The following is a 25,561-nucleotide window of genomic DNA, read 5'->3' as shown; positions in this document are numbered from 1 at the left end:
TATGAAATAATATGAGTATGACCTTTGCGCGAGTTCCCAGTCAACCTTTTGCAATTGGACCGCTCATCGCTTTGCGATCAATGCCAGGTAGGGATCTGATCCGGCAGAGGGAAGGATAGCACGGTTCTGTTCTACGCCGCGCGCTGGCACAGGCGGTCAACGACGCCACAGTTCTGGAGCTCGCCTATAACAACCTCGGCAGCGTCGCAGAAAACCATCACGTCTCGCCCAAACATCCTGAATATGCCGACATCAGTGCTCCGAAGCGCGATGCCGGAGCTGCCCTGGCCCTGTTGGAAGAGGCCGGGATGAGCGATTACGAATTCGACCTCGTTACGCTCGACAGCGCATTCTGGAAGGCCACGGGTGATGCGATCGCCGGCCAGCTGCGCGATGCGGGCATAAACGTGAAACGCACGGTCTACCCGTCTTCGACCTTCTGGAACGAATGGGCGAGTTACCCCTTCTCGGTCACCAACTGGAACCACCGTCCGCTTGGCATCCAGACTTTCGCGCTTGCCTACAAAAGCGGAGCAAGCTGGAGCGAGACCGGTTTCGAGAATACCGAGTTCGACGCGATGGTCGATCAAGCTTTGGCGACGCCAAACCCGGACGCCCGGTGCGAGATCATGGCCAAGCTGGAACAGATCACGGTCGACGAGGGCGTCATCATTCAGCCCTACTGGTGGTCGCTACATAATCACCGCAACAGCAATCTAAAAGGAGCTGCAGTGCATATCTCCAATGAAATTTACCCACAATACATGTACTGGGAATCCTGAACTTAGCTGCTTGTCCGGGCCGGTCCCGGGCGGGCGAAATCCACGGATAAGAGATGCTGGATACTGTTTTACTTGTTACCGGGTGCGTCAACTTGGCATTCATGGCGGCCTGGCTAACGATAGGTGAGTTTGAGAATGTGTTTCACCCGTTCTTAAACGAAACCTATACAGCGCAGGTTATGGATATGGAACGTATGCGTGAGGAATATCCAGAAGCCTACGTACATGTTGCTTACTGGCACCTCACCAACTGAAAGATCCGACGCCGGTTGTTCTCGTTCATTGTCGGCTGGGAGTTGCTGACCGTCGCCGGGCTTTGGCTTGGTGTTGGAGCACTGGCGGGCGCAGCCTTAGGCATTGTCATCATTTCAGTGGGGTTGTCGCTGGGCCTGATTGGCGCATTGCTGTTTTGTACCACCTGGGCCGGATTTCTTATCGCAGGGAATTACTTCTGCCACTGGTTCGGGCATGAAGGAGGTCAGAATACTCATCTCCAAATGTTGCTTTGGGGCCTTGCCAATAGCGTTGGACTGATCGCACTGGCCATCTATTTTGCCTGACGTTAGGACATGGAACACTATGATGTGGATTCGCACCGCACTAGTTATTCAGCAACATCGTTTTGACCGATCCTACAAGTCGCTCATTACACGAAAGTGTGAATCGTCGATGTTCATTGTGTTTCTTACCATCATCTCTATTGATCGATCAATTTCCGGATCGTCAGGTTCAAAAACTGCACACGCCTTAAGAGCGTCCTTAATGTTGGTTTCTTTTCCGAGGAAGCAATAGAGAACGCGCGCGCAAAGCGGTTCTCTGGAACTGCTGGTCGAGACTCCGAGCTTCAGTCCGGGAAGCCGATTGTGACGGTTCTTGAAATTAGGATAAAGAATTGTCTGACTGATTTCTTCGCCAGTGATCGCATCGAAATCGACCTGAAAGATGCGGTCGTTCAGGTAGAAAGCCAGCCCGTTATAGCGACCATGCATGCGGGCCTTGTCCCGGCCCTTGATCGCCATGTTTTCGATGCGCGAGTAACGCGTGACACCTCCTTCTGTCGACAGTCGTACCAGAGTCCGCAAGATCAATCCCGGATATGTCATGGCATAGGAATATTCGTGGTAGAAACCATCATACCGGGACAGATCATTGCGAGAGCGCCTGGCCAATTGTTCCAGATAGGCAGAATAGGCCAATGGGCCAACGTTGGCGTCACGCCGAAGTCGAACCAGTTCCGCAAAATTATCATGCGGAAGTAATATCTCGCCTTCTTCGACACCAAAAAAATCGCAGATCTTCGCAAGGGCATGTTGCGATGGCCGAGAGGCACCATTGAGGTATTTGTTGAACTGCGACCGGTTGATCTTCAGCTGACGACAAACCTCGGCCACAGACTTGAAATGGTTCGTCAGCAACCTCAGGTTCCGTTGGAAATCATCCGTCATATTTGGCCTGCTCCCTTCTTTTCGGACCACCGAATCCGAAAACGTCAGATATTTTGATCAACACCGGACAATAATGTGGCGCTATCTGGCGCTCATGCAAGACCTTTTTGCAACTGGTTGCATCACCTCACCAAATTGAGTCGAACGCGGGCCCGGTGCTACCAGACTTGATGCGGTGCGGCGATCAGACCATTGCCCACGGCGCATGGTCATCACTAACAGGGAAACATAGGAAACATGGGAATTTTCGACGGCCTGTTCGGCGCCATCAATGACCTGACATGGGGTTGGTCGCTTGTACCAATTCTTGTCATCTTCGGCGTCTTCATCACTCTACTGACCGGTTTCGTTCAGTTTCAGTTTTTCAAGCGCATGTTCCGTGTGCTGTCTTCAAACAACCAAAGCGCTGATCCTAATGCCATCTCGGCTAGGCAGGCGCTATTGGTGTCGGTCGGCGGTCGCGTTGGTGGCGGGAACATCGCCGGGGTTGCGGTTGCCATTACGCTTGGTGGCCCGGGCGCGGTGTTCTGGATGTGGGCGATCGCGATTGTCGGTATGGCTACCAGCTTGGTCGAATGCTCGCTGGCGCAGCTTTATAAGCGTCGTCAGGAAAATGGAGATTTCCGCGGCGGACCCGCACGTTCCATCATACACGGGCTTGGTCAGCAGTACCGTTGGCTGGCCATTGTTTATGCGATCTGCCTGATCGCGTCCTTTGCCATCGGTTTCAACGCATTCCAAGGCAACACGGTTGCAGGCGCTGCAGAAGAAAGCCTTGGCCTTAGCCGTTTTGTCACCGGTGCAGTGCTCACAGTGATTGCCGGCTTCGTGGTTTTTGGCGGCATTCATCGGATTGCCAAAGTAGCGGATGTGGTTATTCCTATCATGGCAATGGCTTATCTGCTGATGGCCTTTGTGATCATCCTGATCAACATCGCTGACGTACCGGGTGTGTTCGTCTCGATTATTGCGAACGCCTTCGGTTGGGAAGAAGCAGTCGGTGGCGGCATGGGCGCGGCCATTGCGAACGGTCTGCGACGTGGTCTGTTTTCGAACGAAGCCGGCTTGGGTTCGGCTCCGAACGTGGCCGCAACAGCGGATGTACGTCACCCGATCAGCCAGGGTATCACCCAGTCGTTCTCGGTCTTCATCGACACGATTGTCATCTGCACATGCACCGCTTTGGTCGTGTTGCTGAGCGACGTCTATCAGCCCGGTGCAGATATCGATGGGGTGGTCCTGACGCAGCAGTCGTTGGTAAGCCATCTGGGCGAGTGGACCCAGTATTTCCTGACGTTCATCATCCTGCTGTTCGCGTTCAGTTCGATCATCTACAACTACTATCTGGGTGAAAACGCGCTGACCGTGATTACTAAACACCCCATGGCGATCAACGTTCTGCGCGTTGCTATTATGGGTATCGTGTTTCTTGGGGCGACAGCGCCGGGTGCGACATCGGTGTTCGCATTTTCTGACCCCGCAATGGGCCTGCTAGCCCTGGTCAACCTTGTCGTGATCATGATGCTGCTGCCGACATGCCTCCGCATCTTGCAAGACTTCCGTAAGCAGCTTGCAGCAGGTGTGGAACGCCCAGTTCTGAACCCAGACGATTTTCCTGATCTGGACATCGATCGCACGGCATGGACCGGGAAAGTGAAAGACTGATTTCCACAAAGGAGCGTGACGGATTTATGTTCGTCTTCAATGCTCGAGCTCTAACTAACTTGAACCTCGCCAGTTTTGGCGAGGTTCTTTGTTGTATTAGAGGAAACAGAAATTTCCGGTCCGAATTGCACATGAAATCAGGCCCGACATGCGGCCAACGCGTGAGGGGATCCTAATGAACGATGTGTTGCAGAACATTGCGGCTGAAATATTCAAACAGGATGACTGGGGGCGAACGGCTCAGTACATTCCCGAACTTGCTGAAATTGACCCAAAGCAGTTCGCGATAAGCGTATGCCTGAACGATGGGCATGTGTTTAGCGCGGGCTCGGCTGACACACCATTTTCCATACAGAGTGTATCAAAGGTCTTTACGCTTGTGGCAGCGCTTGGGCGAGTGGGGGACCAACTATGGAAAAGGGTTGGCAGAGAACCATCGGGGGCCACTTTCGATTCTGTCGTACTATTGGAAATCGAGAAAGGTCGACCTCGCAATCCATTCATCAACGCTGGCGCGATTGTTACCACGGATGCTTTGCTATCCAAGCGAGAGCCTAAAATTGCACTTTCAGAAATGCTTGGACTTGTTCGGCAAATGGCCGGATCAGACGAAATTCATATCAATCGCAGGGTAGCCGCGTCCGAACAGGCGACCGGATCCAGAAACATTGCGCTTGCGCATTACCTCAAATCCCATGGGAACCTCTTTAATTCACCGGAACTTACGCTTGGGGTTTATTTTCATCAATGTGCGATCGAAATGACGACCAAACAGTTGGCAATGGCTGGCCGCATTCTTGCTGGGTTGGATGGCGCTCCTCGCGTTATTTCGCGACATCATGCCCGCCGGGTAAACGCTCTGATGATGACTTGCGGACACTACAACGGTTCGGGTGATTTCGCTTTCCGGGTGGGTCTGCCCGGAAAGAGCGGTGTTGGTGGTGGTTTGCTTGTTATCGCACCAAAAATCGCTTCTATCGCATTGTGGTCTCCTGGGCTGAATACTTATGGCAATTCGCATGCCGGAACACGCGCTGCTTCAATGCTCTCTCAAGCGACAAATTGGTCGGTCTTTTAGGTAGCTCCAAGATGGTTTTAGCCGTCTAAAAGTAATGAGAAGACTGAATTCGACTTGTCGAGATAATACCCAGATACAGATTGTCCGTAGCACATGACGCCGCGCGGCACCCTGGTTCTGCCCGTCCAACAAATGGTGGCAATCGCGGTTGCGACCGCAGAATGACAGCACCGTATCTAATGATCGCTTTGGGTCGTTTTCACCTGCGTGAAGCGGGGCAGTCGACGATATGTCGCGACTAGCTCGCCATCAGTATAGTGCTGGTTAGCTTACGGCTCCGAATGCTTCTCGAATTGCATCAGCCATCGCTCCGCAAATCTCAGGATCATTTTTCTGACCATACTCAATCACAAGCTTGGATGCGGGCAGCGGCAGAAACCCGTTCTCGGCGGTTAGTTTAACCATGTCGTATGTCAACATGTCCGCGTTCAGAACACCGATGGCCACACCCGCCCGAACGGCTGCAGCAATGCCCGAAGCGCTTTCACTGGAATAGACAACCCGATAGTCGCGGCCGCCTTCATTCAGTGCATTCACCGCTACGTCCCGCCACCAGCAATCACGGTCAAACAACGCAACAGGCAATGGGTCTGCTTCGTGAATGGCATAGGCCCGCGATCTTGCCCAGACAATGTGTTCATCTTTCAGGGGCTCCATATTGGGGCCTAATTCCGCGACTTCGTGAACAGCGATATCCAACTGCCCGGAAGCCAATGCAGCTGAATAGCCAGTGCTCAATGAACGCTGTACATTGAGTTCCACTTTAGGATTGTCGCGGGCAAAGTCCGCGATGATTTTAGACAACAACTCAGAACTATGGTCGTCGGGGATTCCAATTCGAAGCACCCCGGTCAGCTCTATTCCGGTTAGCTCCGCAAAGATGTCATTGAGCTCTCCTACGACTTTTCTGGCGACTGGCTCAAGCCGTTCTCCAACGGTGGTCAGACGCACGCCTCGACCGTGACGCACAAAGACGTCGTTACCCAGAAGCTCCTCCAGTTTTCGGATTTGCATACTGGCGGCAGACTGGGTGCGATGGATTTTCTCCGCGCCCGCGAGAATGCTGCCGGTATCCCTGACAGCAAGGAAGGTTCTCAGCAGATCGCTATCCAGATGCGGCATGACAAGGTTTCGTATTCTCTTATACCTGCCTTCAATACTATTCGATTTTCCGAGTTCACTCAAGTTGCTACTTGTAGCGCAGCCTTTGAAAGGACGTGCCATGGCAAACGACAGCACTCTCGCTCCCAGAATCTCAAAAACGAAAATCCTGATAACTGTGCTGCTTGTCTCCATGGTGGGAATTTCTGTTACCTTTCCCGCCAAGGCCATGGAGACGCTTTCGTTTGTGGCAATCAGCCTGCTTCAGGTTTCGCCGCTTGTCATTCCCGGAATTCTGATCGCGGCATGGGTCAGCGCCAGCGGGGCCAGCGGCCAAATCGCCGAGGTGTTTAACGGCAACCTGCTCAAAACAATCGTTGCAGCCTCTTTGATCGGAGCGGTGACACCTGTCTGCGGTGTTACGGTTCTGCCCTTAATGTCTGGATTGTTGGCCGCCGGTGTTCCGCTGGCACCTGTCATGGCATTCTGGCTGTCATCGCCTGTCACCGATCCAGCCATGCTGGCCACAACCATCGCTACCTTGGGGATGAGTTTCGCAATCGGCAAAACGCTTGCCGCTATGGCACTGGGTTTGTTAGGAGGAGGGGTAACCGCGCTGCTTCGCAGCCAATCTTGGGCCCAGTCGGCGCTGCGTGATAACGCGCTTATCGGAAACCTCGGGCCGGTCTGCCAGGCGAATGAAATCGAATGGGCTGTCTGGCGTTCACGGGAGTATCGCCGTCACTTTAAGACCGAGTTCGTCGCGATAGCGCGTCTCGTCCTGATTTGCTTAATCCCGGCCTTTGCGGCCGAGTTTGTTCTGCAAAGCCTGTTGGAGCCTGAAGCTTTGTCGTCTTACATGGGTGGCGACGTATGGTGGGCCATACCGCTGGCGGTCATTGTTGGTGCTCCTGCTTATCTGGATGGATACGCCGCTTTGCCGCTGACCCGCTCCCTTATGGATCATGGCATGTCGCCCGGCGCAGCGATGGCGTTTCTGGTATCGGGTGGCGTCGTCAGCATTTGGGGCGCAATGGCGATCTTTCCAGTACTGAAGTTGAAACCGTTTTTGCTCTACCTCTCCCTAGCGGTAGGTGGCTCAATGGCAGCAGGTTGGGTTTTTGGAATGTTCGGTTAGCATTGCGATATCCGTTGTCGAAAAAAAAGTTGCTAAGCATTCTGGACCAGATCTGGATGTCGGCACCACGAAAGGTAGATCATGGCACACCGCCGACTTCGGGCAACGCGTCGACATCGAGGGAGCAACGAATGGCCGGTTCGGTTAAGCTGCATCGAGGCTTGGCTTGACGCAGTGAATAACCGGAGTGGAGCGCCGGGCGTAAGGCGCCTGCGCCTCTCCACTGCAGCACTGCACCCTAAGACCATCTTGGTCGATGCGGCATGTTGTATGGATGGGAGTGCTCAGACAGAGCTACGCGCATTAGGATTCCGTCGGTGCATAGCTTCCGTCTTCGCGGTGAACTTCGCGACCGCTAAGCGGTGGATTAAATACGCAGACAAGTCGCAGATCAGCGTCTGTCGCTTGCACTAAGTGCCGGTCATTTTGATCCAAAGCATAGAGGGCGAATGGTTCAAGGGAATGCCAGGTTTCATCGCAAGACGCTCTGATCTGCCCTAGGCCCTCGATACAGTAACACGCCTCTAGATGATGGGTGTACTCAAGCTCAAGCACGATACCTTTTTTGATGATCGTATCCGTCAGCGAGAACCCCATCCCATCCGAGGCAAGCAGTAACCTTCTGCTATTCCAACCCGGACCGGAAACGTCTCGATCTGTACCAAGGATATCTGTGAGTGCCGTAACAATCATTTATCATCACCTATTCTCTAACGAACTGCGCGGTTCATCCCGCCGTCGGACAGTACACTCTGACCGTTGATATACCGAGCTCCATCGCTGGCAAGAAACACGCAGGCTTGTCCAATTTCTTCGAACGTCGCGGGCCGCTGCGCCGGGATGGACCTGCGGGCCTCCTCAGACAGGTTCACGTTCTCGCAAAAACCAGGCAACAGGTTGTTCATGCGAATGTTGTGCCGCGCATACCGATCCCCGTAAAGCTTCGAGAAACTGTGCAAAGCGCCGCGCAACATACTCATGGGATAGGGCGCGCGTGGCTCAACCGCATTCATGGACGAGATGTTTACGAAAGCACCCCCGCCTTGTTCAATCAGAATGGGCGTGACGATACGGGCAATCTTCACGACATTCAGCACATACATATCCAGGCTTTCGTGCCATAACGCGTCACTGAGCTCCAATAGCGGCCCATCGAAATCAGGATCGAAGCCGACGGTTTTGATGGCTTCTGGCACAGTTCCGCCGTGGCCCATGTTGCTGACAATTGCATCAATCCGGCCATACCTGCTCATGGTGCTATCGATCATCGCTTGCAAATCATCGACATCCAAAACAGAGCCGCGGCGACCTATACCTCCAAGTTCTTCCGCCAGTTCGACAGAACGGTTGGAGGGGGACATCAGCGAGACTTTGTAGCCAGCCTTTGCCATTTCAATGGCGCAGCCCCGGCCAATGCCTTGTCCTGTACCTGTCATCAGCGCAACTTTGACTTCGGGCATAGTGTTTACTCCCTCTGGGCGCATTGGGTGTGAGATTTACTAGGTTGAGATCAGTATAACTTCTCAAACTTCAGGGTGCCTATCGAGTTTTTAGAACACTGCTGTTAGATTTTCTCACATGATGGAAAACCTCAGACATCTTAGGGCGCTTCAGGCCTTTGACGAAACCGCAACCCATTCCAGCCTGACTAAGGCAGCGGATGTTCTGAACGTTACCCACGGGGCGATCAGCCGGCAAATCAAGTTGCTGGAACTGCATCTTGGCGTGACGCTCTTTCACCGCCGCCCCAATGGCGTTGAACTGACCACCGCCGGGGAGCGCCTGCATCAATCGACACGCAGCGCGTTTTCTGCATTGCAATTGGGCGTGACGGAGGTGAAGCGATTACATCACCGCCAGTCGATTACAGTGTCCCTGTCCACATCGCTGGCGCTCAATTGGCTTGTTCCGTTACTGAGCTCGTTTCAGCAAGAGCATCCGGGTATCGCACTGTTGCTGGACACAAATGATGCCTATGCAGATTTTGACACATCCGAGGTCGATGTAGCTCTGCGGTTCGGAGAACCCGGCTGGGATGGGTTGTATCATGAGCAGTTAAGACATGAGGAACTGATTGTCGTGGCGGCGCCGTCCCTTGTTGACCAAGCAAAGCTACCAATGCGTGCCGAAGACGTGGCTGCTCTCCCACTATTGCACGATGCTTTCAACGTTGGATGGGAAACCTGGGCTGTGCAAGTCGGGCTGAACGCAGATCAGATCAACTCGCAAAGTATCAAATACGTCGACAGTGCCGTTCTGTTGGAGGCGGCGATTGACGGACAAGGCGTGGCCTTGGCAAGACATCTCTTGGCAGAGAGAGACTTGAAACTTGGTCGACTGATCCGTCTTGATGATAGCCGTGTTCCGCTGGATCGTGGGCTCTACTTCGTCTGCCGCCCGGGCGATCAGGAGCGGGAATGTGTGAGAATTTTCAAGAAGTGGCTTAAGTCGATTTGAGATTCGGGTTCGCGCTGTGCAACTTAGCTCTGCGTCTTGGTTTGACCTTGTGGCGAGCGCCCGGCACCACGGGCCGTATCGCAGCATCAAACCGTCGTGACGAATGGCAGGTTCAGGCTGGTGACGTTCGTTTCTCAAATTTTTTCTTAATCTTGAGTTGGATGGGGTCGGTATCTCCAACGTTGAACGACCTGGGACTGACAGCATTCGTTTCTGAGAATGGCGATTGCTATTCGGGGCACTGTTGAAAAGTTCTGAACGCACTAAGTCATCTTGGTAGTTGTAATAAACTAAAGCAGCCGGTTCCGTCATTCTAAGTTGCGGTTTTCGTATGAAACCTGGATCCCTCACAACGCAAGAAGATCCCACAGCCAGCAACCGGACCAAGCCGCCAAGGCACCAAGCCTGGCCGTCAACCTCGGCAGTTTGTCGAACCTTGCTCCGATATCGATCTGGAAGCAGAGCAACGGCTGGCAGAGCTGGTACATCGGCTCTCACCGGAAGAGTTGGGCAGGAAGTTAATGTGACAACACCCTCGCTGCGAACAAATGCCGGAACATGCATGATCGTCAACCCAGCCCCCAAAAGGTTCGTGACACGTCCAGTTTACAACAGAACCTAACAGAGCCCGAGAATACTCGGTGGAATCGGGCAGCAACATCATTAATGCTCATTATAATAGGTTTTTGCGCACTGCCTTCACATTGCTGTAACCAAGTCAATGTAGCCAATCTTGGCAACTCGAATGCTGACTTATACGATTCCCTATCTACACTGATTTCTAAACCCTTCTACATACAGAACCGACACAACCACGTAGTTCCTCTATTGCCGATGGTAGCATCCAAACGGCCCGCAATCACCTTTGAACCCGCTCGAACTTCACCTGTTAGGCGATAGGACGCGTTCCTGTGACTAAACTCCGAAACTTAATCCAAGGTCGGGTGCCACACTTCTTTCAGCGCCGAACACCCCACCATAAAAACAACCACATTACGGATCATTGGAACCAAAAGACATAGTTAGACACAATCGCAATGAGCACCCTACTCTGCGCCTTACCCATGGGTAAGATCATCCTCTTCACGCAGATCATCAATCAATACGCTCACGGCTCGTTCCAGTTTCGCGCGATCAACGCGCGTGAAATCCAGATTGTAGCGTAGTTCCAACCGACCACTTGAAGCGGAGCATTTGGCGATCCCTGCCCTGCCCGTAACCTGAAACGTGGTTTTCGCTCGGCGCGGCTTGCTCACCGATTCAGCCGGAGGTTTCGCTGCGACTTCATTCTCCTGAGCCAAGAAACCACGCAATATGGCGACCTCTCGAGTGCCATCTCTTTCTGGCTCGTTCATCAGCGCTGTATTGACCTGATGGATCAACCCGGGATCAGTATCCAGCTTCCGCTTTAACTCCACCCCGACATTCCGCGGAATGTCATTCGGATGCATCAGCGTCTCCTCGAGCATCGCAAGCAAACTGGCGAACGCACGGATATAGCTGCGTTTGGTGTAGCTTGCTGACTTGAACAACGCAGACACGGCCTTGTCTACGTCCGGGCAATCGTTCGTTGGATCATCTGCATACGCACGCGCCAAAGATCCCATCTCAGCAAATGAGATGTCTTTTCGGATCAGGTTTTCATCCACCATCCGACGATAGCTGTCATTCAAATCCGCCGGCTCTGAAATTCCGGCGGGGATTGTCGCATATCCTGTATCGCCGGTTTCCTCTAGCAAGGCGCGATAGGCCGACAACCGTCGCATACCCTGTACCAGCTCATAGCGCCCATCAGAACGGCGCTCGACACGGATCGGGTTCGACAGGCCGATATCCTGAATTGATGCTTTTAACTCATCCAGTTCCGGATCAGGCCCAGGCTTGCGATCTCGTGTCAGACGTTCGGTAAGCACATCCGCCAGAGCGACCTGCTCTGTCACCAATCCTTCACTGCGGAGTCGAACCAGTTCATGCGCGAGCCTGTCATTCTCAACACGGATCGCGTCTTCGGTAGACTGTTGATCACGCAACGCATCTGCGTTCTCGGAGATAGCCGCCGCCATTGGACCACGGCGCTTTTCAAGCGCTCCGTCAGGTGTTTTTCTGGCCGGGATATCTTCCATCGCTGGCATGTCGATATCGAACATTCTGCGTTTGCGGCTCATGCGTCATCCTCCAACTTATCCCAGGCCGACAACATAACGCCCCGGAATTCATCGTAAACGTTGTCAAAAGTCGACCGTGCACGACGCCAGGTTTCCCGCGTCATCTCACGATAATCCATCTCGTAAACCGAGCTCAGGAAGCGCCCCGATTGTTCAACGGCTCGCGTCATTTCAACCGGGTGTTCGGCAAGATGATCCCCAAAGACTTTGCGGAAAGCGTCGTACATTGCTGTGTGAAGTGCATTGCCCGGCTCATACCGAGTCAGCAAGAAGCGCAGTTCGCAGAAGGTCTTGGGTAAACCGATCTTACCCGTGGGTAAGGTCTTGTCGAAGCCATAGGCAAGATCTTCGAGCGCTTCAGCCAACTGACCGATGAACGATGTCGTTGAATCGTATTCCCAATAGCCGGGCCCGGACGGGATATAGAGCATATCAGCGGCGAACACTGCGTTCATCGACTGATAGCCAATCGCGGGTGGACAATCGAACAGGATCAGATCGTAAGCGTCGTCCGGGATCTGATCCAGATAGCGTGACACCGCGGCAAAGAACGACCACTCTGGATTCAGATGGCGATACTGAGCAGACGCGAATTCAACAAAGGCTGCGTTTGCGCATGAGGGAATCGCGTCAATGGTCGACCACGAGGTCTGCTTGATGAAGTCCGATATCCGCAGATCACCAAGGCCCATATCGGTAATTGATGGTGGCAATTCGCGGCGGGGCAGGGCGGTTCCGGACTCCGCAGCCGCAGGGCGGTTGTTCATCCGTGTCGTCTCACGGATCAGATCGCGGGCCATGATGCCCCAAACCGTATAGTCTTCGGCAACGTCGGTCAGCCCCATCGAATGGCTGAGCGTAGCCTGTGGGTCAAAATCCACCACCAACACACGATAACCGTCTAGTGCCGCAGCATGCGCGAGGTGCAGAGCAACAGTCGATTTACCAGCGCCGCCCTTGAAGTTCGCGACGGCTGCGCGGATCGCGCGCTTACCCGCTGGGCGCGGCGGCGTTAGCGCCTTGCGATTGATCTTGAGCCTCCGCCGCAACTCATTGACTTCTTCCAGGCTGAACCAGCGCTGACGCCCATCAGGCTCTACCTCACCGCCAGGCAAGGAGGGATCAGCGGCCAGCTTTCCCCGGAAGGTCGACTGATTCACTTTGAAGATCAGCTCGGACACCTCCCAGCTTGAGAAGCGGCGTAAGGTCTTCTCCATCTCGGGACTGAAGGTTTGCTGCCGAATCCAGCCCTGCAGCTTCAGGGACTGCGTACGCAATGCGTTTAGGTCTTCGTGCGTGTACATGCCTCAATTCTCATTTGTTGGACGCTATTTTTCTCACTTTCGTTATTTACGCTTGATTTGCGGTTTTAGCAAAAGAAATTATTGTGGAGTTGTGAACTTACCCATGGGTAAGAAAATAAGACTGATGAGCGCTGAAACCGATTCGGTTAGTAGCCATCAGTAAGATGGGACTCCGTCGCCGGATTCAGGCGACATTTAGGGGGACGTATTTGGCCGAACCTCTGCATTTGGGGGGACATCATAGGCTGTTAAGGGGTCAACTAAGGTGTCCCCCATCACCAGAACTTCACCTATTTCTTTTCTTTTTTGAAAGCAGATTGGGGCATCCATCGAACGCAAGTGTAACCAAGTCTTGACAGAATCGGATTATTGGACGCTAATCGGGCCACAATCACGAAAAGCGTTGGGAAACAGCGCATTCATGGCGGATAAACCCGTTTGAGGCATGTAAAGGCGGTGAGGACACCTATGCAGGTTGCGAAACCAGTCGGGCGTAATGCGCCTGCACTGAAGTATGATATCCTGTCAGCATTGGCAGTTTATGCGTTGTCCGGTGACAAGCATAGGCACCGTAGCGTCCTACGACTGATGACGTTGGTCACCACGCGGTACAATTGGCGTTCCAACGAGCTGTCGATCGGTCGTGAGGAGATCGCACGCCTCTGGTCCGTGAACGAACGGACGGTAAAGCGAGAAATGGCGAAATTTCGGAGCTCGGGTTGGATAGCGGTAAAGCGTGCAGCCGTACGTGGGCGTGTCGCTGTATACGAGCTGGACCTCAAACAGCTCATGCTGGACACGGCTGAAATCTGGCCTGTGATCGGATCCGATTTTCAGGATCGGATGCAGCAGGAACCGACAGAGACGACAAATGTCGTACCCTTTCAGGGCAAGCCGACTGTCCCGCCGCCTGAAAGCGAAGATGTCTGGGGCCAGGTCCAGTCCATTTTATATGGTCGCGATCCTGAGCTTTGGGCCAGCTGGTTTCAGCATCTGAACGAAGCCGAGCGGGCAGGGGGGCAAGTAACGTTGATTGCGCCGTCACGCTTTATGGCGGACTATATTGCCCAAAAGTGGATGTCCCGTGTTCTGGCAGCCTATGGGCGCGTCGATCCATCGGTCCGGACTGTGCGCATCGAGGCCGCAGAATAGGGCAGGGGGCGGGTGGGCTTGCTCAACGAGGGTGGGCAGACTATCTAGCGACGATGGTTTAAGGGCGGTACGATCCATTCCGCCTCGCCGTTGATCACTGTGGAAGCTGACATTGCTAAAGATCAAATCGAAATTCGCAGCACTCACCGAAGATTCAATCCTGTGGCGGTTGCTGGCTGAGAACATCCGGGCCCAGATGGTGCCTTATATCATTGCTACCATTGCAATGGTCTTTGTTGCGCTCACCACTGCAGCGGTGGCATTCATCATGCGCGATGTGGTGGATTCGCTGTTTGACAGTGAAAATTCCAGCAAGATTCTGGGTGTTTCGATCGCGGTCTTCATGATCTTCCTTATCAAGGGTATCGCGACGTACGTGCAGGTGGTGGCGCTGACACGAGCGGGAAACAGAATAATCGCTCAACAACAGATCAGGCTCTATGACAAGCTTTTGCGGCAAGGGGTTTCTTTTTTTAACCTTACCGAAAGCTCGGACCTCTTGATGAGGGTGACTCAATCAGCGCAGGCTGCACGGATGGTGATCGAGGTCATGGTGACCACCGCTGTTCGTGATGCGCTGACATTGCTTGGTTTGCTGTTCGTTATGTTCTATCAGCAGCCGGTTCTGTCATTGTTCACTCTGATCATTGGTCCCCTGGCGATTTGGGGTGTTCGATCCCTACTGCGCAAGGTGCGCGCGATTGCGGATATGGAATTGCAGTCGATGGCGGCGATCATGAAAGTGATTCAGGAGACTTCGGCGGGCATTCGAGTGGTCAAAGCCTTCGGGCTCGAAGAGCGGATGGCCGGACAGATGTACACGGCCGTGAAAAGCGTGGAAAAGCGCAGCAACAAACTCGCGCGTTTGCAAGCAGCAACCAGCCCGTTGATGGATATTTTGGCGGGTTTTGCCATCGCTTCGGTGATCGGACTAAGTGCCGCCAAGCTTTTCGGTTCAGCTGGCTCCACCCCGGGTGAGTTGATGTCATTTGTGACGGCGCTGATGATGGCCTATGAGCCTGCCAAACGTCTGTCAAAGGTGCGGGTGAAGATGGAGGTTGGCCTACGGCGGGTGAAGATGCTGTTCAACCTGCTGGATCAGCCCGAAACCCTTCCTGAAGAAGCAGACCCCAAGGCGTTGCCGGATGGTCCGCGTCAACTCGTGTTCGATAACGTTTCATTTGGGTATCGCAAGCGCGACCTGATCCTGAAAGACCTGTCGCTGACCTTTGAAGCGGGTCAAACGACGGCGCTTGTTGGCCTGTCGGGTGGCGGTAAATCGACCATTCTGAACCTCGCGCTGCGGCTCTATGACCCGATTAGTGGATCGGTGTCGATTGACGGGTTGGACATCAAATACGCGTCCTTTGAAACGCTGCGCAAGAACATGTCTTTCGTGGGTCAGGAGACGTTTCTGTTCTCGGCTTCAATAGCCGACAACATCCGGTTTGGTCGCGAAGGGGCGTCACAGCAAGACGTAATTGATGCCGCGAAGGCTGCAAACGCTTTCGATTTCATCATGGCGCTTGAAGATGGGTTTGACACCATGGTCGGCGAAAACGGCGCCTTCCTGTCAGGGGGGCAGAAACAGCGTCTTGCGATTGCGCGCGCGTTGTTGCGTGACAGCCCGATCTTGCTGCTAGACGAACCGACCAGTGCGCTGGATTCACGGTCCGAACATCAGGTGCAGGAAGCATTGCATCGTTTGACCAAAGGGCGGACGACGATCATCGTTGCGCATCGCCTGTCCACTATCATGCATGCGGACAAGATCGTGGTCATTGAAGCCGGAGAAGTTCTGGAACAAGGCAGCGCGGCGCAGCTGCTGGAACATGATGGACCGTTCAAAACTCTGTACGACCATCAGTATTCCAGCTCGGTCAAAGCAGAATGAGCTTAGGGTCTAAAAAAACGCCTCTGGACGCTTCGGTTATCATCCCGACCTATCAGAGCTGGGATCAGCTGCAGCTTTGTTTGGATGGTCTTGTGGCGCAGACCATTGCGGCTGATCGCTTTGAAATACTTGCGGTAAACAACGATCCCACTGATCCAGTGCCTGAGGGTTTTCGGTTACCTTCAAACGCGCGCATTCTGAGTGAGGCAAAGCCCGGTTCATATGCTGCGCGAAACCGCGGTATCGAAGATGCGGCGGCTGAGTTGCTGTTTTTCACCGATTCCGATTGCCAGCCTGATCCCCAATATGTAGCGGCGGGTCTGAAGATCGCCTCAGACCATCCTGAGGTCGGGCGGTTTGGCGGCAATGTCGTGCTGATCCCGAACGGTCGGGATTGGACAACAACCGAACTTTACGATGTGCATCTTGGGCTTGAGCAGCAGAAATGGGTCGAACGGGGCAGGGCGGTGACCGCTAACCTGATCGTACGTCGCTCTGTCATGGATCGGGTCGGTCGTTTTAACGACACGGTGCTATCGGGCGGGGACATGGAGTGGAATGATCGGGCCAAATCTGCAGGTGAGCCCATCCTGTTTGCTGCAAATGCCATTGTCCGCCATCCCGCGCGCGGCAGCCTGCGAGAGCACATTACAAAAGCCCGCCGCATCGAGGGCGCGCGTTTGCGCCGCAATGCTAAGCGTGGCTTCGTGAATTATATCCCGCCTATTCACAAAATGATCCCGTCCTTCAAGACACTGAGAAATCTCCTTAGGACTCCTGAGCTGTCGACGGGGCAAGCTTTTGGGGTTTGGGGCGTTCATTATGCACTGCGGATCGTGAAGATCACTGAAACTGTTCGGTTATTGTGGTTCCGGCAGCCTGACCAGCGGAAATGAGGGCGTTTCGGCAGCTCGGTGGTGCTGCGCATTTATTACCGATTATGAGCGCAATGAGCCCTGCGCCTTACATCTAAGCGGATGTTCCGCAAACTTTTGGAATGGCCAGCGACTTACTGGACACACGGATTTGTTGCGAAGTTTCTGACTGAACGAAGAGATGACACCGAACCAGCGGCTTATGTCGCCAGTTCCGCAAATTGACGAAATGGGCAGATTCCGAGTGTGAGTAGGCCTTTGCGGATCATGTGCGTCACTTCGATTCCGTCCAGTTTAGCAGCCGCTGAAGCAAAGGCCATGAACCCTAGCAGGCGCACTGCGCTCGCCACCCGCGACGGGCTATTCTCCGGTAGTGACGCAATGGGGTTTTGTAAGATGGCCCTGATTCACCCGGATTGGTGCGTTCCCCTGATTTAATTTACTTGCCGCAACAGCAAAAAGCATATCTGGGAGTTCCGCGTTCTTTATGCTGCGTTCGCGCGAGTCCGCAAAGTCTGCATTCTGTGAGATTGAGCGGCTCCCAACTTTGCCCATGCAGCGATTGACCGCAAAGCGGGCTGCGATCACAGCGCCCCAATTCCGCGCGCAAGGCCCGGTTTGGGCCGTCCTCAACTGAACCAGTCGGACCTATCGATCGAATGTTGCGCCGCATCTGATGTCGGCTTCGAGACCGAATTAACCACCGCCGCGATAAGCCTTATCTGACGCGATCCGCTCCTGCAGTCACTAGGTTAGCGAGGCAATTCCAGCGGAACTCTGCTAGACAGGCTTCGCACGCAAAGCTTGCCACCCAAATTTCTTCAGGTTGTGCTATTCTGTAGTCACTTTTCCAAGCTACGTTTTCAGAAAGGGGATTGATCCATGTCCAACAAATCCAAATCCCGGTCCGACGAGAAAGGCGATGCACTCGCACGGCAAAAACGTCTGCTGCGCCGACAGCACGAAGCTCGCAAGAACGAATGTCGCGGTCTCCAACCAGACGATATCGGAGTGGTCCGGGTGGAATTCAGCGTCCCCGCCTCGCGCTTGTTCGGCGCGGGAAACTTCTCGGCTGGGGGCAATACCGGCGGACGCACCGTCGACGCCGATGGAGACCCCAACGACGATATCCTGATCTTCGACAGCGACACAAGCCCCGGTGGCGACGAAGTGCTTCAGATACCGTGGCCCCCGGGATCTGATCCCGACTGACGGGTTTCCGGGCGATGTTCGATCTATCTGCGCTGGTGGCGCCGCTATCTCCTACGGTGTTCAAAGACGAGTACTGGGAGCGGAAACCCTACGTCACCCATCGCGGCGATCCGGGTCGCTATGTCGGTCTGCTCGACCTCGAGGACGTCGATGCTATCCTGTCGGAAAGCCATGTCTCCGCCCCTTTCATAAGATTGGCTCGCGATGGCAAGGTCATCCCGTTCGAGGCGCTGCGCGGGGCTGGACCGTTCGGTCACGTCGGCACGCTCGATCGCCTGTACGAAGAATACCGTGACGGGGCCACGATCATTCTTCAGGCGCTTCAGGACCGCTGGACACCGTTGCGGCGCTTTTGCCAGGGGCTTGCCACCGAGTTCTCGGCGGCGTTCCAGGTCAACGCCTACCTCACCCCGCCGGGTGAACAGGGATTTGCTACGCACTACGACACTCACGACGTCTTCGTGCTGCAACTCGAGGGTCGCAAGCACTGGCGGTTGTTTGACAACCCCCGGCACCTGCCGACCGTTGGTCAGCCACCATCCGAGGCCGAGGGCGGCCCCGGTGACCTGATCGACGCCTTCGATCTCGAAGCCGGCGATATTTTCTACCTGCCGCGCGGCTGGTGGCATGATGCCGTCGCCCACGACAGAACTTCGCTGCACCTAACCGTGGGCGTGTTCCCCGTGACCTGGGGGGCTGTTGCCCTGCACGCGCTGGAACGCGCCGTTTTGGCGAATCCACGGTTTCGCGAATCCTTGCCGGTAGGGTTCTCCGGAACGCCTGCCGCGCGCGACGTGGCCCAGGTGCGTTGGAACTCGCTGGTCGAACTGCTCTGCCGCGAACTGCATCGCTCCGAAATCCTCGAAACCGCCTCCGATGCCGCCCGTGCCGCGCGTCAACCGACGCTCCGCGGCCATCTCGTCGATATTGCTGGGATCGAAGCGCTTGGGCTGGACACCGATGTGATCCCGCGCGCAGGCACCGGAGCGATCCTCGACTCTGGCCCTGACGGGCTTTGGCTGCACTTCAACGGTAAAGCGATGACCTTTCCGCCGCATGTCGAACCCGACCTCGTGGCTCTAATGGACGGGCGATGTGCCACCGCCCGCGCCCTGCCTGGGAATCTCGACGACGACGCACGGCTGCTTCTCGTACGCCGCCTTGTGGAAGAGGGTTTTCTCACCCTCGTCCCTCCGAAGGAACAAGGTTGATCACGCCGTCCTTCGTCTCGCGCTTCTGACCTACGCCTTAGCCACCCTTGCCAATACCCAGCGCCAATCCGTCCCCAGTTCCTAGCGACGGGTCGTGACAAGTTCCAAAGGAAATGTTGCGATTGCTTGAAAGAATGGGGTCAAAGAGGAGATATTGTCCAAGAGTGACGAGCACCTGGTCAGGATTTCCATCCTACAGAAAATCTGTATCTGTCAGAGACGGAGGCATGGGTTGAATGTCGGCCCGCGCAGCCGGGTAGGCTATCACCGTTGTCAGGCATAGTATCGAGATCGTCAGATTTGCTGAGCGCTTGGAGCAATATTTAAGAGTCATGTCTTTGTCCTTCGCAAGCTGACGCCTCTTGCTGCGTTTGATAGCGACTCAGCAACTCTGGTTTTCATTTTCAAAAAGAGTGGTTTGCCAGATGGCCGACGCGCAGATCGGCCGCTGCGTGATGATCCGACAATCGGCCCATCATCACTGCATCGACAAAGCCGCCTGGGCGACGGGCGTATTTGCGAATTACGCCTTCGCGCTCAAATCCAAACGCTTCGTAAAGCTCGATGGCATGCGTATTGTCCGACCAGACCAACAGACCGATCCGCTCCAGCTGCAACCAGTTGTCACAGAGGTCCAGCATCGCGCCTAGTAACGCTTTGGCTATTCCCTTGCCCTGAAAATCGCTGCGGACCGCGACCAGGTCAATTTCGCCCACATGGTTGTGGCGTGGCACGTCTGGTACCGACGACATAAAGCAGATGCCAATGACACAACCGTCTACTTCAGCCACTAGTTTGTAATCACCCGGTCCCGTGTTGATACGCGCTTCGACATTGGCGTTTGCAATATGTGGCAGGCGCATTGTTCCCAACATAACGGAATCATCAGTTAAGATGCATTTGATGTCCGATACGTCTTGTGCTTCCACATGGCGGATTTCGATTCTCATTTTTCGTCCTCTCAATCAGGTCTTCTGGCGCGCGCAAACATTTGCCCGCGCCAGTTTCTTTGCGTCGCCGGCTTCTAGGCCACGGTCGCGGAACTTTGAGGATGCGCGTTCGCACGACCCAGAAAGCGTTTATTGATGGGGCTGTGTGGTTTGACGGCAATCCGCTCGTTTGCCAGGGCTTCAGCAGCATTGTGATTGCCAGAACGAAGCGCGGCTTCGGTCAACGTCCAATCGATAATATCGCGTTGTGCGTGACTGCCACCGAATGAATTTGCGATAAACCGCGCACCATGGAGCGCTTCGGTCGCATCTTCGTAGCGGCCCTGCCAAAACGCCCGGAACCCCTCGATCAAGGGCAGCCCTGTCGCTGCGGCCCAACGCGATGTCTCGCTGCCACTGGCGGGTGCGTTGCGATACTGATCAACGATACGATCAACCTCGTCATCGCGACCGGAACCCAGATACGCCATGGCTGCATGCCAGTCATTGAACGGATACAGCTTTCCATCGGCGTGGTTGTCCCAGCATGCTGCAACATCGGCCCAGCGGTCGGAAATGTCGTGATCTTCCAGATGCAAGCGCCACAGCAAGGCCGAGGCATCGACCAGATCCAGTGCGACATCGCTTTTTACTTCACGAATCCGCGCATCGTACAGCTTGATCGCCTCATTGGCCTGACCGAGGTAGAGGTGATAAAGCGCCTTGTGCCACCAGTTGTGGACCTTGAAGAAATTATCATCACCCGACCAATTTGGTTCACGCGACGCCATCCATTCGATTCCGTCCTCAGCACGTCCCTGCATTTCCAGCACATGAGCGACAGCGTGCTGTGCCCAGCAGTCTAAGGGGTCGCGTTCGATCGCTTCCCGACCAAGCGCTTCGGCGCGGGCATAGTCTCCGGTCTCTTCCAGCCCAAAGGAGTACATGCCCAGCAGGATGGAATAGCCCGGCTGGTCTTCCGACCACTTTGGTAGGACCCGTGCAATCCGGTCACGCAGGTCGCGCGCATTGGCGCGGTAGAAGTCCATCAAATGACCAGCTTGCAGGCCCAGAATATCGTGTGGAAACGACATGTTGTGGCGATCCAGCTTGACGGCAGCTTCTGTCCAATTGTTGGCAAGAAGCGCATTCAAGGCATCGACATGCGATTTTTCCAGATCGGATTTGGCAAGTGGGCGGACTGTCGCCAAAATGTTCCGTGCCTCAGCTGCAGAATCAGGCTCGGTTGCCAATCCGAACAGATAGGCTTTCAGGATATATGGCATTGCATAATCCGGCGAGGCCTCGATCGCCTGGTCGGCCAGCGCTAAGGGATCGCCCCTGTAAATGTTGAACGCGCGCATGGCGGCGTTGAAATAGTCCGCAGCGATTTCAATTGAACCCGCAGCTGGCCAGCTTCCGGACAACCTCGTTTCTTGGTGGGACATGTCATTCTCCAAACTCTTTTGAATGGGCGGATTGCCCGAATGCAATGGCTTTACCGCGCCGCTGCCTGCGCTGCTTGAAGTCAACTGGGAGATTTTTGGGAGATCATTGGAAATCTGTATTTGAGACATCGCTTGGGATAAAATGGCGACAGCGAAGGAGCGGTACGAGAATGCGATACGAGTTCGATGCCTTCACGTTAGACACTGACACCCGCGAGCTTAGCCGCGGTACGACCGCTGTCGCGCTCGAGCCGCAAGTTTTTGATCTGTTGGTTCTTCTGCTCGAAAACCGTCACCGGGTGGTTTCCAAAGATGAGATTGTCCAACGCGTATGGTTTGGACGCGTGGTGTCAGATTGGACAATCCTCGGCCGCATAAAATCGCTTCGTCAGGCACTGGGCGATGATGGGAGCGCTCAGAAATACATTCGTACGTTGCGCGGGCAAGGGTTTCGCTTAATGACACCTGCCAAGCTAGTGTCGGTAGAAAGCGCCACAGCACTGGAAGCGTCCAAAGACACCGAGCAGAAAACGGTCGGGGCGCCACCATGTATCGCCGTGTTGCCGTTTTCAGCGATCGGCGACCTAGAGGTTGGAAGATCATTGGCGGATGCAATCCCGCGCGAATTGATCAGATCGCTTTCCAGTGTGCGTTGGTTGCGTGTCATTGCACACGGATCGTCATTCAGGTTCCGAGGACAGACGATTGAGTTTGAAGACGTAAAGTCACTGCTGGGTGCTCAGTACTGTATCTCCGGAATGGTGGAGACTTTAGCTGGTCGTCTCTATGTAGATGTTGAAATGGCCGATACCCGCACCGGTGAGGTCGTCTGGGCAATTCGCAAAGAGGCCCCGATTGACGAGGTGCAACGTTTGCGAACCGAAATTGCCGGGGCTGTGCTCAATATTTCTGAGTTTGAGCTTCCTGAACACGAAGCGCGGCTCCTTGATGTAGATGATGCAGAAAATCTGGATGCATGGTCATCCTTGCATCTGGGAATTCGTCATATGTATCGATTTAACAAGTCAGATACAGAAACAGCCCGAAAGATGTTCGAACGTGCTGTAGCGCTAGAACCAACATTGGCACGCGCGCATGCTGGGATTTCATTCACCACTTTCCAACGCGTGTTTCTGGGATATTCGTCCGACCTTGCTGCGGACCGATTGGCCGCCAGACGCAGCGCTGAGGAAAGCGTTATGCTTCAACCTCGTGACCCGTTTTCGAATGTTGTGATGGGCAGAAGCCTGTGGCTGACAGGAGATACAGAGGCGAGTAAGCCGTGGTTTGATCGGGCGGTTCTTGAAAGCCCGAATTACGCATTTGGCCGTTACGCTTCCAGTTGGGCAAAGGTTTTCACATCGGACTACGCAGGAGGAAACGAAATGACTGACCTTGCCATTGCTCTTAGCCCGCTCGATCCGCTCCGGGGCGGCATGCTCTGCAACAAGATGTGGATCGCACTTGCCGCAAAGGACTATGATGCTGCCGTTCAGTGGGCACAAAAAACCGCGCTGACTCCTGGTGCGCATGCGGGCCACGCGATGTTTGCGGCGATGACAAATCGTTTGATTGGCAATGATGAAGGTGTGTCGCGGTGGCTAAAGGAAACGAAACGCCGTAATCCGGGGTTCAGCAAAGCAAAAGCAAAGGCTCTGGTTCCGAGTAGTCACACTGAATTTCGCGCCCTAACAGAAGAGGCTTCGATCGCGCTTGGTCTTCCCGACTAATGGTTGCGACGCAAAGCTGGAATTACCGCGCAAGCTACCAAGTATAGTTTCGGCAATAGCTGCATGAGAAGTCGCCGGTTTCGGGCTGTATTCAACTATTGGCCTGCGACGCGTAGAACCTCCCCCAAGCCATCGCTGATTGTCAGGCAACGGGCAGGTGTTTTCATAGCAAGAGACAGCAACAACAATTGAGCTGTGAAAATTCAGTGAGAGACCGGATTTTGGGACAACTCGAGGTCTATGCTGTTCATGCCGATATCACCCATATGGCGCGCAATTTGTTCTGCCAGTTTCTGCTTGCACAACTCCGCGACAGCCGCTGGCAAGCTTTGCAATTCCTCTTTCCTCGCAACTACCGTCAACGCGCGCGACAACCCTGAAACCGGCAATTCTTGCAATCGCAAGCCCATGTTTTCCACTAGGCCGTCGATCAGGAGTGTCGGGGTCAATAAACTAAAACCCTGTCCAGTCGAAACACAGGAGGTCACCATGCTGGATCGATCTGCTTGTATGACTTTATCAGGCTCGAACCGCAGTCGACGCAGATGCTGGGCGATCTGGCGTCCAGCATTTGTCGTATCTCCGAAACGGACCAACGGAAGCCGTTCTTGGATCACCTCCAGGCTTTCGGTCGAACCGTCGTAGGTTTCGGGGAGAACCAAAAGGTATCTTTCGGTCAAAACGTGATGACGTTCTAACCCGTCCATGTCCAAGAAGGGGTTCGATGTAATTGCCAGGTCCGCCTGTTTGGTGCGCAGCAGATGCTCGTGGTTGCCGCTCTGCCCGGCGTGTAGTGTGATGTCTTCGACGTTGAACACTTGTTGCGCAAGATCGATCAGTGACGGCGTAAGGGTGTCCGCAAACAACGCCTGAGCAGGATCCTTCAAAAACGCGGCAGTCCGTTGCAAGTATATACGGCTTCCTAAAGGTATCTCTTTGGTCATCGGGCTTGCGCCCATCCAGACAGATTTTTTGGGAGATACCACCATGAAAACCCTCGCTCTGAACACCGCCGCAGCGCTGATGGCTTCGTCAGCCGCGATTGCTCAGGTAGAGACCCGCACAGTGACCTTCGAAAACGAAGGCGCGACCTTGTCCGGCACGCTCTATCTGCCAGAGGAACGCAGTGATGCGCCGCTGCCGACCGTCGTGGTCACCGGGGCGTGGACCTCTGTACAAGAGCAGATGCCCGCCAACTACGCCCGCGAGATGGCCGAACGTGGTTTCGCCGCCTTCACTTTTGATTTCCGTGGTTGGGGTAAGTCCGGTGATTTACCGAACCAAGTGCGTTTTGTTGAAAGCCCCGAGGCCAAGACCTCTGACATCAAAGCTGCGATCGAGTTCGTCGCGAGTCTGCCTGAGGTGGATGCCGGTCACATCAACGGCCTGGGTATCTGCGCTTCGGCTGGATACATGGTCGATGCCGTTTCCGGGAACCCGCTGATTCAGAGCCTGGGCCTGGTCGCACCCTGGCTGCAGAACGAAGAAATCGTTAAGGCGGTTTACGGTGGTGAAGAAGGTGTCGCCGGACTGATCGAAGTATCGCAGGCTGCCGAGGCCGCCGGGGGGCAGATCATTCCCGCCGCAGGCCCGGAAGGTGCCGAGGGTGTCCTGATGCCAATCGGCGGCTACTACTACGAGGCTGATCGGGGCGCGATCCCGGAATATGACGACAAATGGAACAACGCAGGCTGGGAAGGCTGGCTGACCTATCACCCCGCCGACAATCCGAAGCGTTTGGACAAGCCGCTGGCGGTTGTGCATTCGGAAAGCGCGGCCATCCCGCAGGGCGTGCAGACTTTCCTTGCCGGATTTGCTGGGGAAGCGACGGCGCAGTGGTTGGAGGGTGTCACTCAGTTCGACTTCTATGACAACCCCGAGGACGTGACCCGCGCAGCTGGCACAGTGGCCGACCACTTCCGCGCCGGTCTGAACAACTAAGCCGTCAATTGGGCGCTGGAACTCCGTCCGGCGC

22 protein-coding genes and 1 pseudogene are annotated in these 25,561 nt (G+C 54.7%); 13 read left to right on the top strand and 10 right to left on the bottom strand.

Annotation, left to right across the window (positions count from 1 at the left end):
* Nucleotides 1-143: 143 nt before the first annotated feature.
* Entirely contained in the window at nucleotides 144-782 is a 639-nt protein-coding gene (locus tag ACR0AZ_RS13730; protein WP_480472902.1) for an ABC transporter substrate-binding protein, read from the top strand.
* A gap of 53 nt (nucleotides 783-835) precedes the next feature.
* A pseudogene (locus ACR0AZ_RS13725) lies at nucleotides 836-1,342 on the top strand (DUF2165 family protein).
* A 72-nt stretch (nucleotides 1,343-1,414) separates the two neighbouring features.
* Here the strand turns inward: ACR0AZ_RS13725 and ACR0AZ_RS13720 are convergent.
* Complete coding sequence (locus ACR0AZ_RS13720) at nucleotides 1,415-2,227, bottom strand: helix-turn-helix domain-containing protein (RefSeq protein WP_480472169.1); 813 nt, start codon at nucleotides 2,225-2,227, stop codon at nucleotides 1,415-1,417.
* 237 nt (nucleotides 2,228-2,464) lie between these two features.
* Here ACR0AZ_RS13720 and ACR0AZ_RS13715 point away from each other — a divergent pair, with 237 nt between their 5' ends.
* The gene (locus ACR0AZ_RS13715) at nucleotides 2,465-3,892 is read left to right on the top strand and encodes an alanine/glycine:cation symporter family protein (RefSeq protein ID WP_480472170.1); all 1,428 of its coding nucleotides are present in this window, start codon (nucleotides 2,465-2,467) and stop codon (nucleotides 3,890-3,892) included.
* A gap of 175 nt (nucleotides 3,893-4,067) precedes the next feature.
* Nucleotides 4,068-4,970, top strand: coding sequence for a glutaminase (locus ACR0AZ_RS13710; RefSeq protein ID WP_480472171.1), 903 nt, complete (start codon nucleotides 4,068-4,070; stop codon nucleotides 4,968-4,970).
* A gap of 264 nt (nucleotides 4,971-5,234) precedes the next feature.
* Here the strand turns inward: ACR0AZ_RS13710 and ACR0AZ_RS13705 are convergent, their stop codons facing one another.
* Nucleotides 5,235-6,092: a LysR substrate-binding domain-containing protein gene (locus ACR0AZ_RS13705; RefSeq protein ID WP_480472172.1), complete on the bottom strand. Its 858-nt coding sequence runs from the start codon at nucleotides 6,090-6,092 to the stop codon at nucleotides 5,235-5,237.
* On the opposite strand from ACR0AZ_RS13705, the gene ACR0AZ_RS13700 reads away from it, so the two are divergent.
* Entirely contained in the window at nucleotides 6,091-7,209 is a 1,119-nt protein-coding gene (locus ACR0AZ_RS13700; protein ID WP_480667671.1) for a permease, read from the top strand. The genes ACR0AZ_RS13705 and ACR0AZ_RS13700 overlap by 2 nt on opposite strands.
* A 303-nt stretch (nucleotides 7,210-7,512) precedes the next feature.
* On the opposite strand, the gene ACR0AZ_RS13695 is transcribed toward ACR0AZ_RS13700, so the two are convergent.
* Both ACR0AZ_RS13695 and ACR0AZ_RS13690 read right to left on the bottom strand, forming a co-directional pair.
* On the bottom strand, nucleotides 7,513-7,902 hold the full coding sequence (locus ACR0AZ_RS13695; protein WP_480472174.1) for an ectoine synthase: 390 nt from the start codon (nucleotides 7,900-7,902) through the stop codon (nucleotides 7,513-7,515).
* 17 nt (nucleotides 7,903-7,919) lie between these two features.
* A complete protein-coding gene (locus tag ACR0AZ_RS13690) occupies nucleotides 7,920-8,669 on the bottom strand; it encodes an SDR family oxidoreductase (protein WP_480472175.1) in 750 nt (249 codons plus the stop codon).
* A 121-nt stretch (nucleotides 8,670-8,790) separates the two neighbouring features.
* On the opposite strand from ACR0AZ_RS13690, the gene ACR0AZ_RS13685 reads away from it, so the two are divergent.
* On the top strand, nucleotides 8,791-9,666 hold the full coding sequence (locus ACR0AZ_RS13685) for a LysR substrate-binding domain-containing protein (protein ID WP_480667670.1): 876 nt from the start codon (nucleotides 8,791-8,793) through the stop codon (nucleotides 9,664-9,666).
* A gap of 1,058 nt (nucleotides 9,667-10,724) precedes the next feature.
* Here the strand turns inward: ACR0AZ_RS13685 and ACR0AZ_RS13680 are convergent.
* Complete coding sequence (locus ACR0AZ_RS13680) at nucleotides 10,725-11,831, bottom strand: ParB N-terminal domain-containing protein (RefSeq protein ID WP_480667669.1); 1,107 nt, start codon at nucleotides 11,829-11,831, stop codon at nucleotides 10,725-10,727.
* The gene (locus tag ACR0AZ_RS13675) at nucleotides 11,828-13,135 is read right to left on the bottom strand and encodes an AAA family ATPase (protein WP_480472178.1); all 1,308 of its coding nucleotides are present in this window, start codon (nucleotides 13,133-13,135) and stop codon (nucleotides 11,828-11,830) included. The genes ACR0AZ_RS13680 and ACR0AZ_RS13675 overlap by 4 nt, the downstream gene beginning before the upstream one ends.
* A gap of 468 nt (nucleotides 13,136-13,603) precedes the next feature.
* Here ACR0AZ_RS13675 and ACR0AZ_RS13670 point away from each other — a divergent pair, with 468 nt between their 5' ends.
* The 5 genes from ACR0AZ_RS13670 (at nucleotide 13,604) to ACR0AZ_RS13650 (ending at nucleotide 19,479) form a co-directional block, all read left to right on the top strand.
* A complete protein-coding gene (locus tag ACR0AZ_RS13670; protein ID WP_480472179.1) occupies nucleotides 13,604-14,287 on the top strand; it encodes a DnaA N-terminal domain-containing protein in 684 nt (227 codons plus the stop codon).
* 112 nt (nucleotides 14,288-14,399) lie between these two features.
* Complete coding sequence (locus tag ACR0AZ_RS13665; RefSeq protein WP_480667668.1) at nucleotides 14,400-16,181, top strand: ABC transporter ATP-binding protein; 1,782 nt, start codon at nucleotides 14,400-14,402, stop codon at nucleotides 16,179-16,181.
* Nucleotides 16,178-17,077: a glycosyltransferase family 2 protein gene (locus ACR0AZ_RS13660; protein ID WP_480472181.1), complete on the top strand. Its 900-nt coding sequence runs from the start codon at nucleotides 16,178-16,180 to the stop codon at nucleotides 17,075-17,077. The genes ACR0AZ_RS13665 and ACR0AZ_RS13660 overlap by 4 nt, the downstream gene beginning before the upstream one ends.
* Before the next feature lie 861 nt (nucleotides 17,078-17,938).
* Nucleotides 17,939-18,268 carry a hypothetical protein gene (locus ACR0AZ_RS13655; protein ID WP_480667667.1) on the top strand — a complete coding sequence of 110 codons (330 nt, stop codon included), beginning with the start codon at nucleotides 17,939-17,941 and terminating at the stop codon, nucleotides 18,266-18,268.
* Between the two features lie 14 nt (nucleotides 18,269-18,282).
* Nucleotides 18,283-19,479, top strand: coding sequence for a cupin domain-containing protein (locus ACR0AZ_RS13650; protein WP_480667666.1), 1,197 nt, complete (start codon nucleotides 18,283-18,285; stop codon nucleotides 19,477-19,479).
* 37 nt (nucleotides 19,480-19,516) lie between these two features.
* Here ACR0AZ_RS13650 and ACR0AZ_RS13645 read toward each other — a convergent pair whose 3' ends face one another.
* The 3 genes from ACR0AZ_RS13645 to ACR0AZ_RS13635 form a co-directional block, all read right to left on the bottom strand.
* Nucleotides 19,517-19,654 (bottom strand): cytochrome c peroxidase, encoded by a 138-nt coding sequence (locus ACR0AZ_RS13645; protein WP_480667665.1) that lies wholly within the window; start codon nucleotides 19,652-19,654, stop codon nucleotides 19,517-19,519.
* A gap of 229 nt (nucleotides 19,655-19,883) precedes the next feature.
* On the bottom strand, nucleotides 19,884-20,429 hold the full coding sequence (locus ACR0AZ_RS13640) for a GNAT family N-acetyltransferase (RefSeq protein ID WP_480667664.1): 546 nt from the start codon (nucleotides 20,427-20,429) through the stop codon (nucleotides 19,884-19,886).
* 74 nt (nucleotides 20,430-20,503) lie between these two features.
* Nucleotides 20,504-21,856 (bottom strand): tetratricopeptide repeat protein, encoded by a 1,353-nt coding sequence (locus ACR0AZ_RS13635; RefSeq protein ID WP_480667663.1) that lies wholly within the window; start codon nucleotides 21,854-21,856, stop codon nucleotides 20,504-20,506.
* Nucleotides 21,857-22,026: 170 nt separating this feature from the next.
* Between ACR0AZ_RS13635 and ACR0AZ_RS13630 the strand changes: the two genes are divergently transcribed.
* Nucleotides 22,027-23,586 carry a winged helix-turn-helix domain-containing protein gene (locus ACR0AZ_RS13630; RefSeq protein ID WP_480667662.1) on the top strand — a complete coding sequence of 520 codons (1,560 nt, stop codon included), beginning with the start codon at nucleotides 22,027-22,029 and terminating at the stop codon, nucleotides 23,584-23,586.
* A 203-nt stretch (nucleotides 23,587-23,789) separates the two neighbouring features.
* Here ACR0AZ_RS13630 and ACR0AZ_RS13625 read toward each other — a convergent pair whose 3' ends face one another.
* Nucleotides 23,790-24,530, bottom strand: coding sequence for a substrate-binding domain-containing protein (locus tag ACR0AZ_RS13625; RefSeq protein ID WP_480667661.1), 741 nt, complete (start codon nucleotides 24,528-24,530; stop codon nucleotides 23,790-23,792).
* A gap of 43 nt (nucleotides 24,531-24,573) precedes the next feature.
* On the opposite strand from ACR0AZ_RS13625, the gene ACR0AZ_RS13620 reads away from it, so the two are divergent.
* A complete protein-coding gene (locus tag ACR0AZ_RS13620) occupies nucleotides 24,574-25,527 on the top strand; it encodes an alpha/beta hydrolase (RefSeq protein WP_480667660.1) in 954 nt (317 codons plus the stop codon).
* Nucleotides 25,528-25,561 lie beyond the last annotated feature (34 nt).

The sequence above is a fragment of the Ruegeria sp. BE3 genome, from assembly GCF_056538865.1.
This window is presented reverse-complemented; position numbering and strand designations above follow the sequence as displayed.

Bases quoted from the DNA above. Each gene is read 5' to 3' on its own strand.
- ACR0AZ_RS13690 (WP_480472175.1), bottom strand. From the start codon at position 8,669: ATGCCCGAAGTCAAAGTTGCGCTGATGACAGGTACAGGACAAGGCATT.
- ACR0AZ_RS13635 (WP_480667663.1), bottom strand. From the start codon at position 21,856: ATGTCCCACCAAGAAACGAGGTTGTCCGGAAGCTGGCCAGCTGCGGGT.
- ACR0AZ_RS13705 (WP_480472172.1), bottom strand. From the start codon at position 6,092: ATGCCGCATCTGGATAGCGATCTGCTGAGAACCTTCCTTGCTGTCAGG.
- ACR0AZ_RS13680 (WP_480667669.1), bottom strand. From the start codon at position 11,831: ATGAGCCGCAAACGCAGAATGTTCGATATCGACATGCCAGCGATGGAA.
- ACR0AZ_RS13720 (WP_480472169.1), bottom strand. From the start codon at position 2,227: ATGACGGATGATTTCCAACGGAACCTGAGGTTGCTGACGAACCATTTC.
- ACR0AZ_RS13660 (WP_480472181.1), top strand. From the start codon at position 16,178: ATGAGCTTAGGGTCTAAAAAAACGCCTCTGGACGCTTCGGTTATCATC.
- ACR0AZ_RS13685 (WP_480667670.1), top strand. From the start codon at position 8,791: ATGGAAAACCTCAGACATCTTAGGGCGCTTCAGGCCTTTGACGAAACC.
- ACR0AZ_RS13700 (WP_480667671.1), top strand. From the start codon at position 6,091: ATGACAAGGTTTCGTATTCTCTTATACCTGCCTTCAATACTATTCGAT.
- ACR0AZ_RS13640 (WP_480667664.1), bottom strand. From the start codon at position 20,429: ATGAGAATCGAAATCCGCCATGTGGAAGCACAAGACGTATCGGACATC.
- ACR0AZ_RS13655 (WP_480667667.1), top strand. From the start codon at position 17,939: ATGTCCAACAAATCCAAATCCCGGTCCGACGAGAAAGGCGATGCACTC.
- ACR0AZ_RS13695 (WP_480472174.1), bottom strand. From the start codon at position 7,902: ATGATTGTTACGGCACTCACAGATATCCTTGGTACAGATCGAGACGTT.
- ACR0AZ_RS13675 (WP_480472178.1), bottom strand. From the start codon at position 13,135: ATGTACACGCACGAAGACCTAAACGCATTGCGTACGCAGTCCCTGAAG.
- ACR0AZ_RS13650 (WP_480667666.1), top strand. From the start codon at position 18,283: ATGTTCGATCTATCTGCGCTGGTGGCGCCGCTATCTCCTACGGTGTTC.
- ACR0AZ_RS13670 (WP_480472179.1), top strand. From the start codon at position 13,604: ATGCAGGTTGCGAAACCAGTCGGGCGTAATGCGCCTGCACTGAAGTAT.
- ACR0AZ_RS13625 (WP_480667661.1), bottom strand. From the start codon at position 24,530: ATGACCAAAGAGATACCTTTAGGAAGCCGTATATACTTGCAACGGACT.
- ACR0AZ_RS13715 (WP_480472170.1), top strand. From the start codon at position 2,465: ATGGGAATTTTCGACGGCCTGTTCGGCGCCATCAATGACCTGACATGG.
- ACR0AZ_RS13620 (WP_480667660.1), top strand. From the start codon at position 24,574: ATGAAAACCCTCGCTCTGAACACCGCCGCAGCGCTGATGGCTTCGTCA.
- ACR0AZ_RS13710 (WP_480472171.1), top strand. From the start codon at position 4,068: ATGAACGATGTGTTGCAGAACATTGCGGCTGAAATATTCAAACAGGAT.
- ACR0AZ_RS13630 (WP_480667662.1), top strand. From the start codon at position 22,027: ATGCGATACGAGTTCGATGCCTTCACGTTAGACACTGACACCCGCGAG.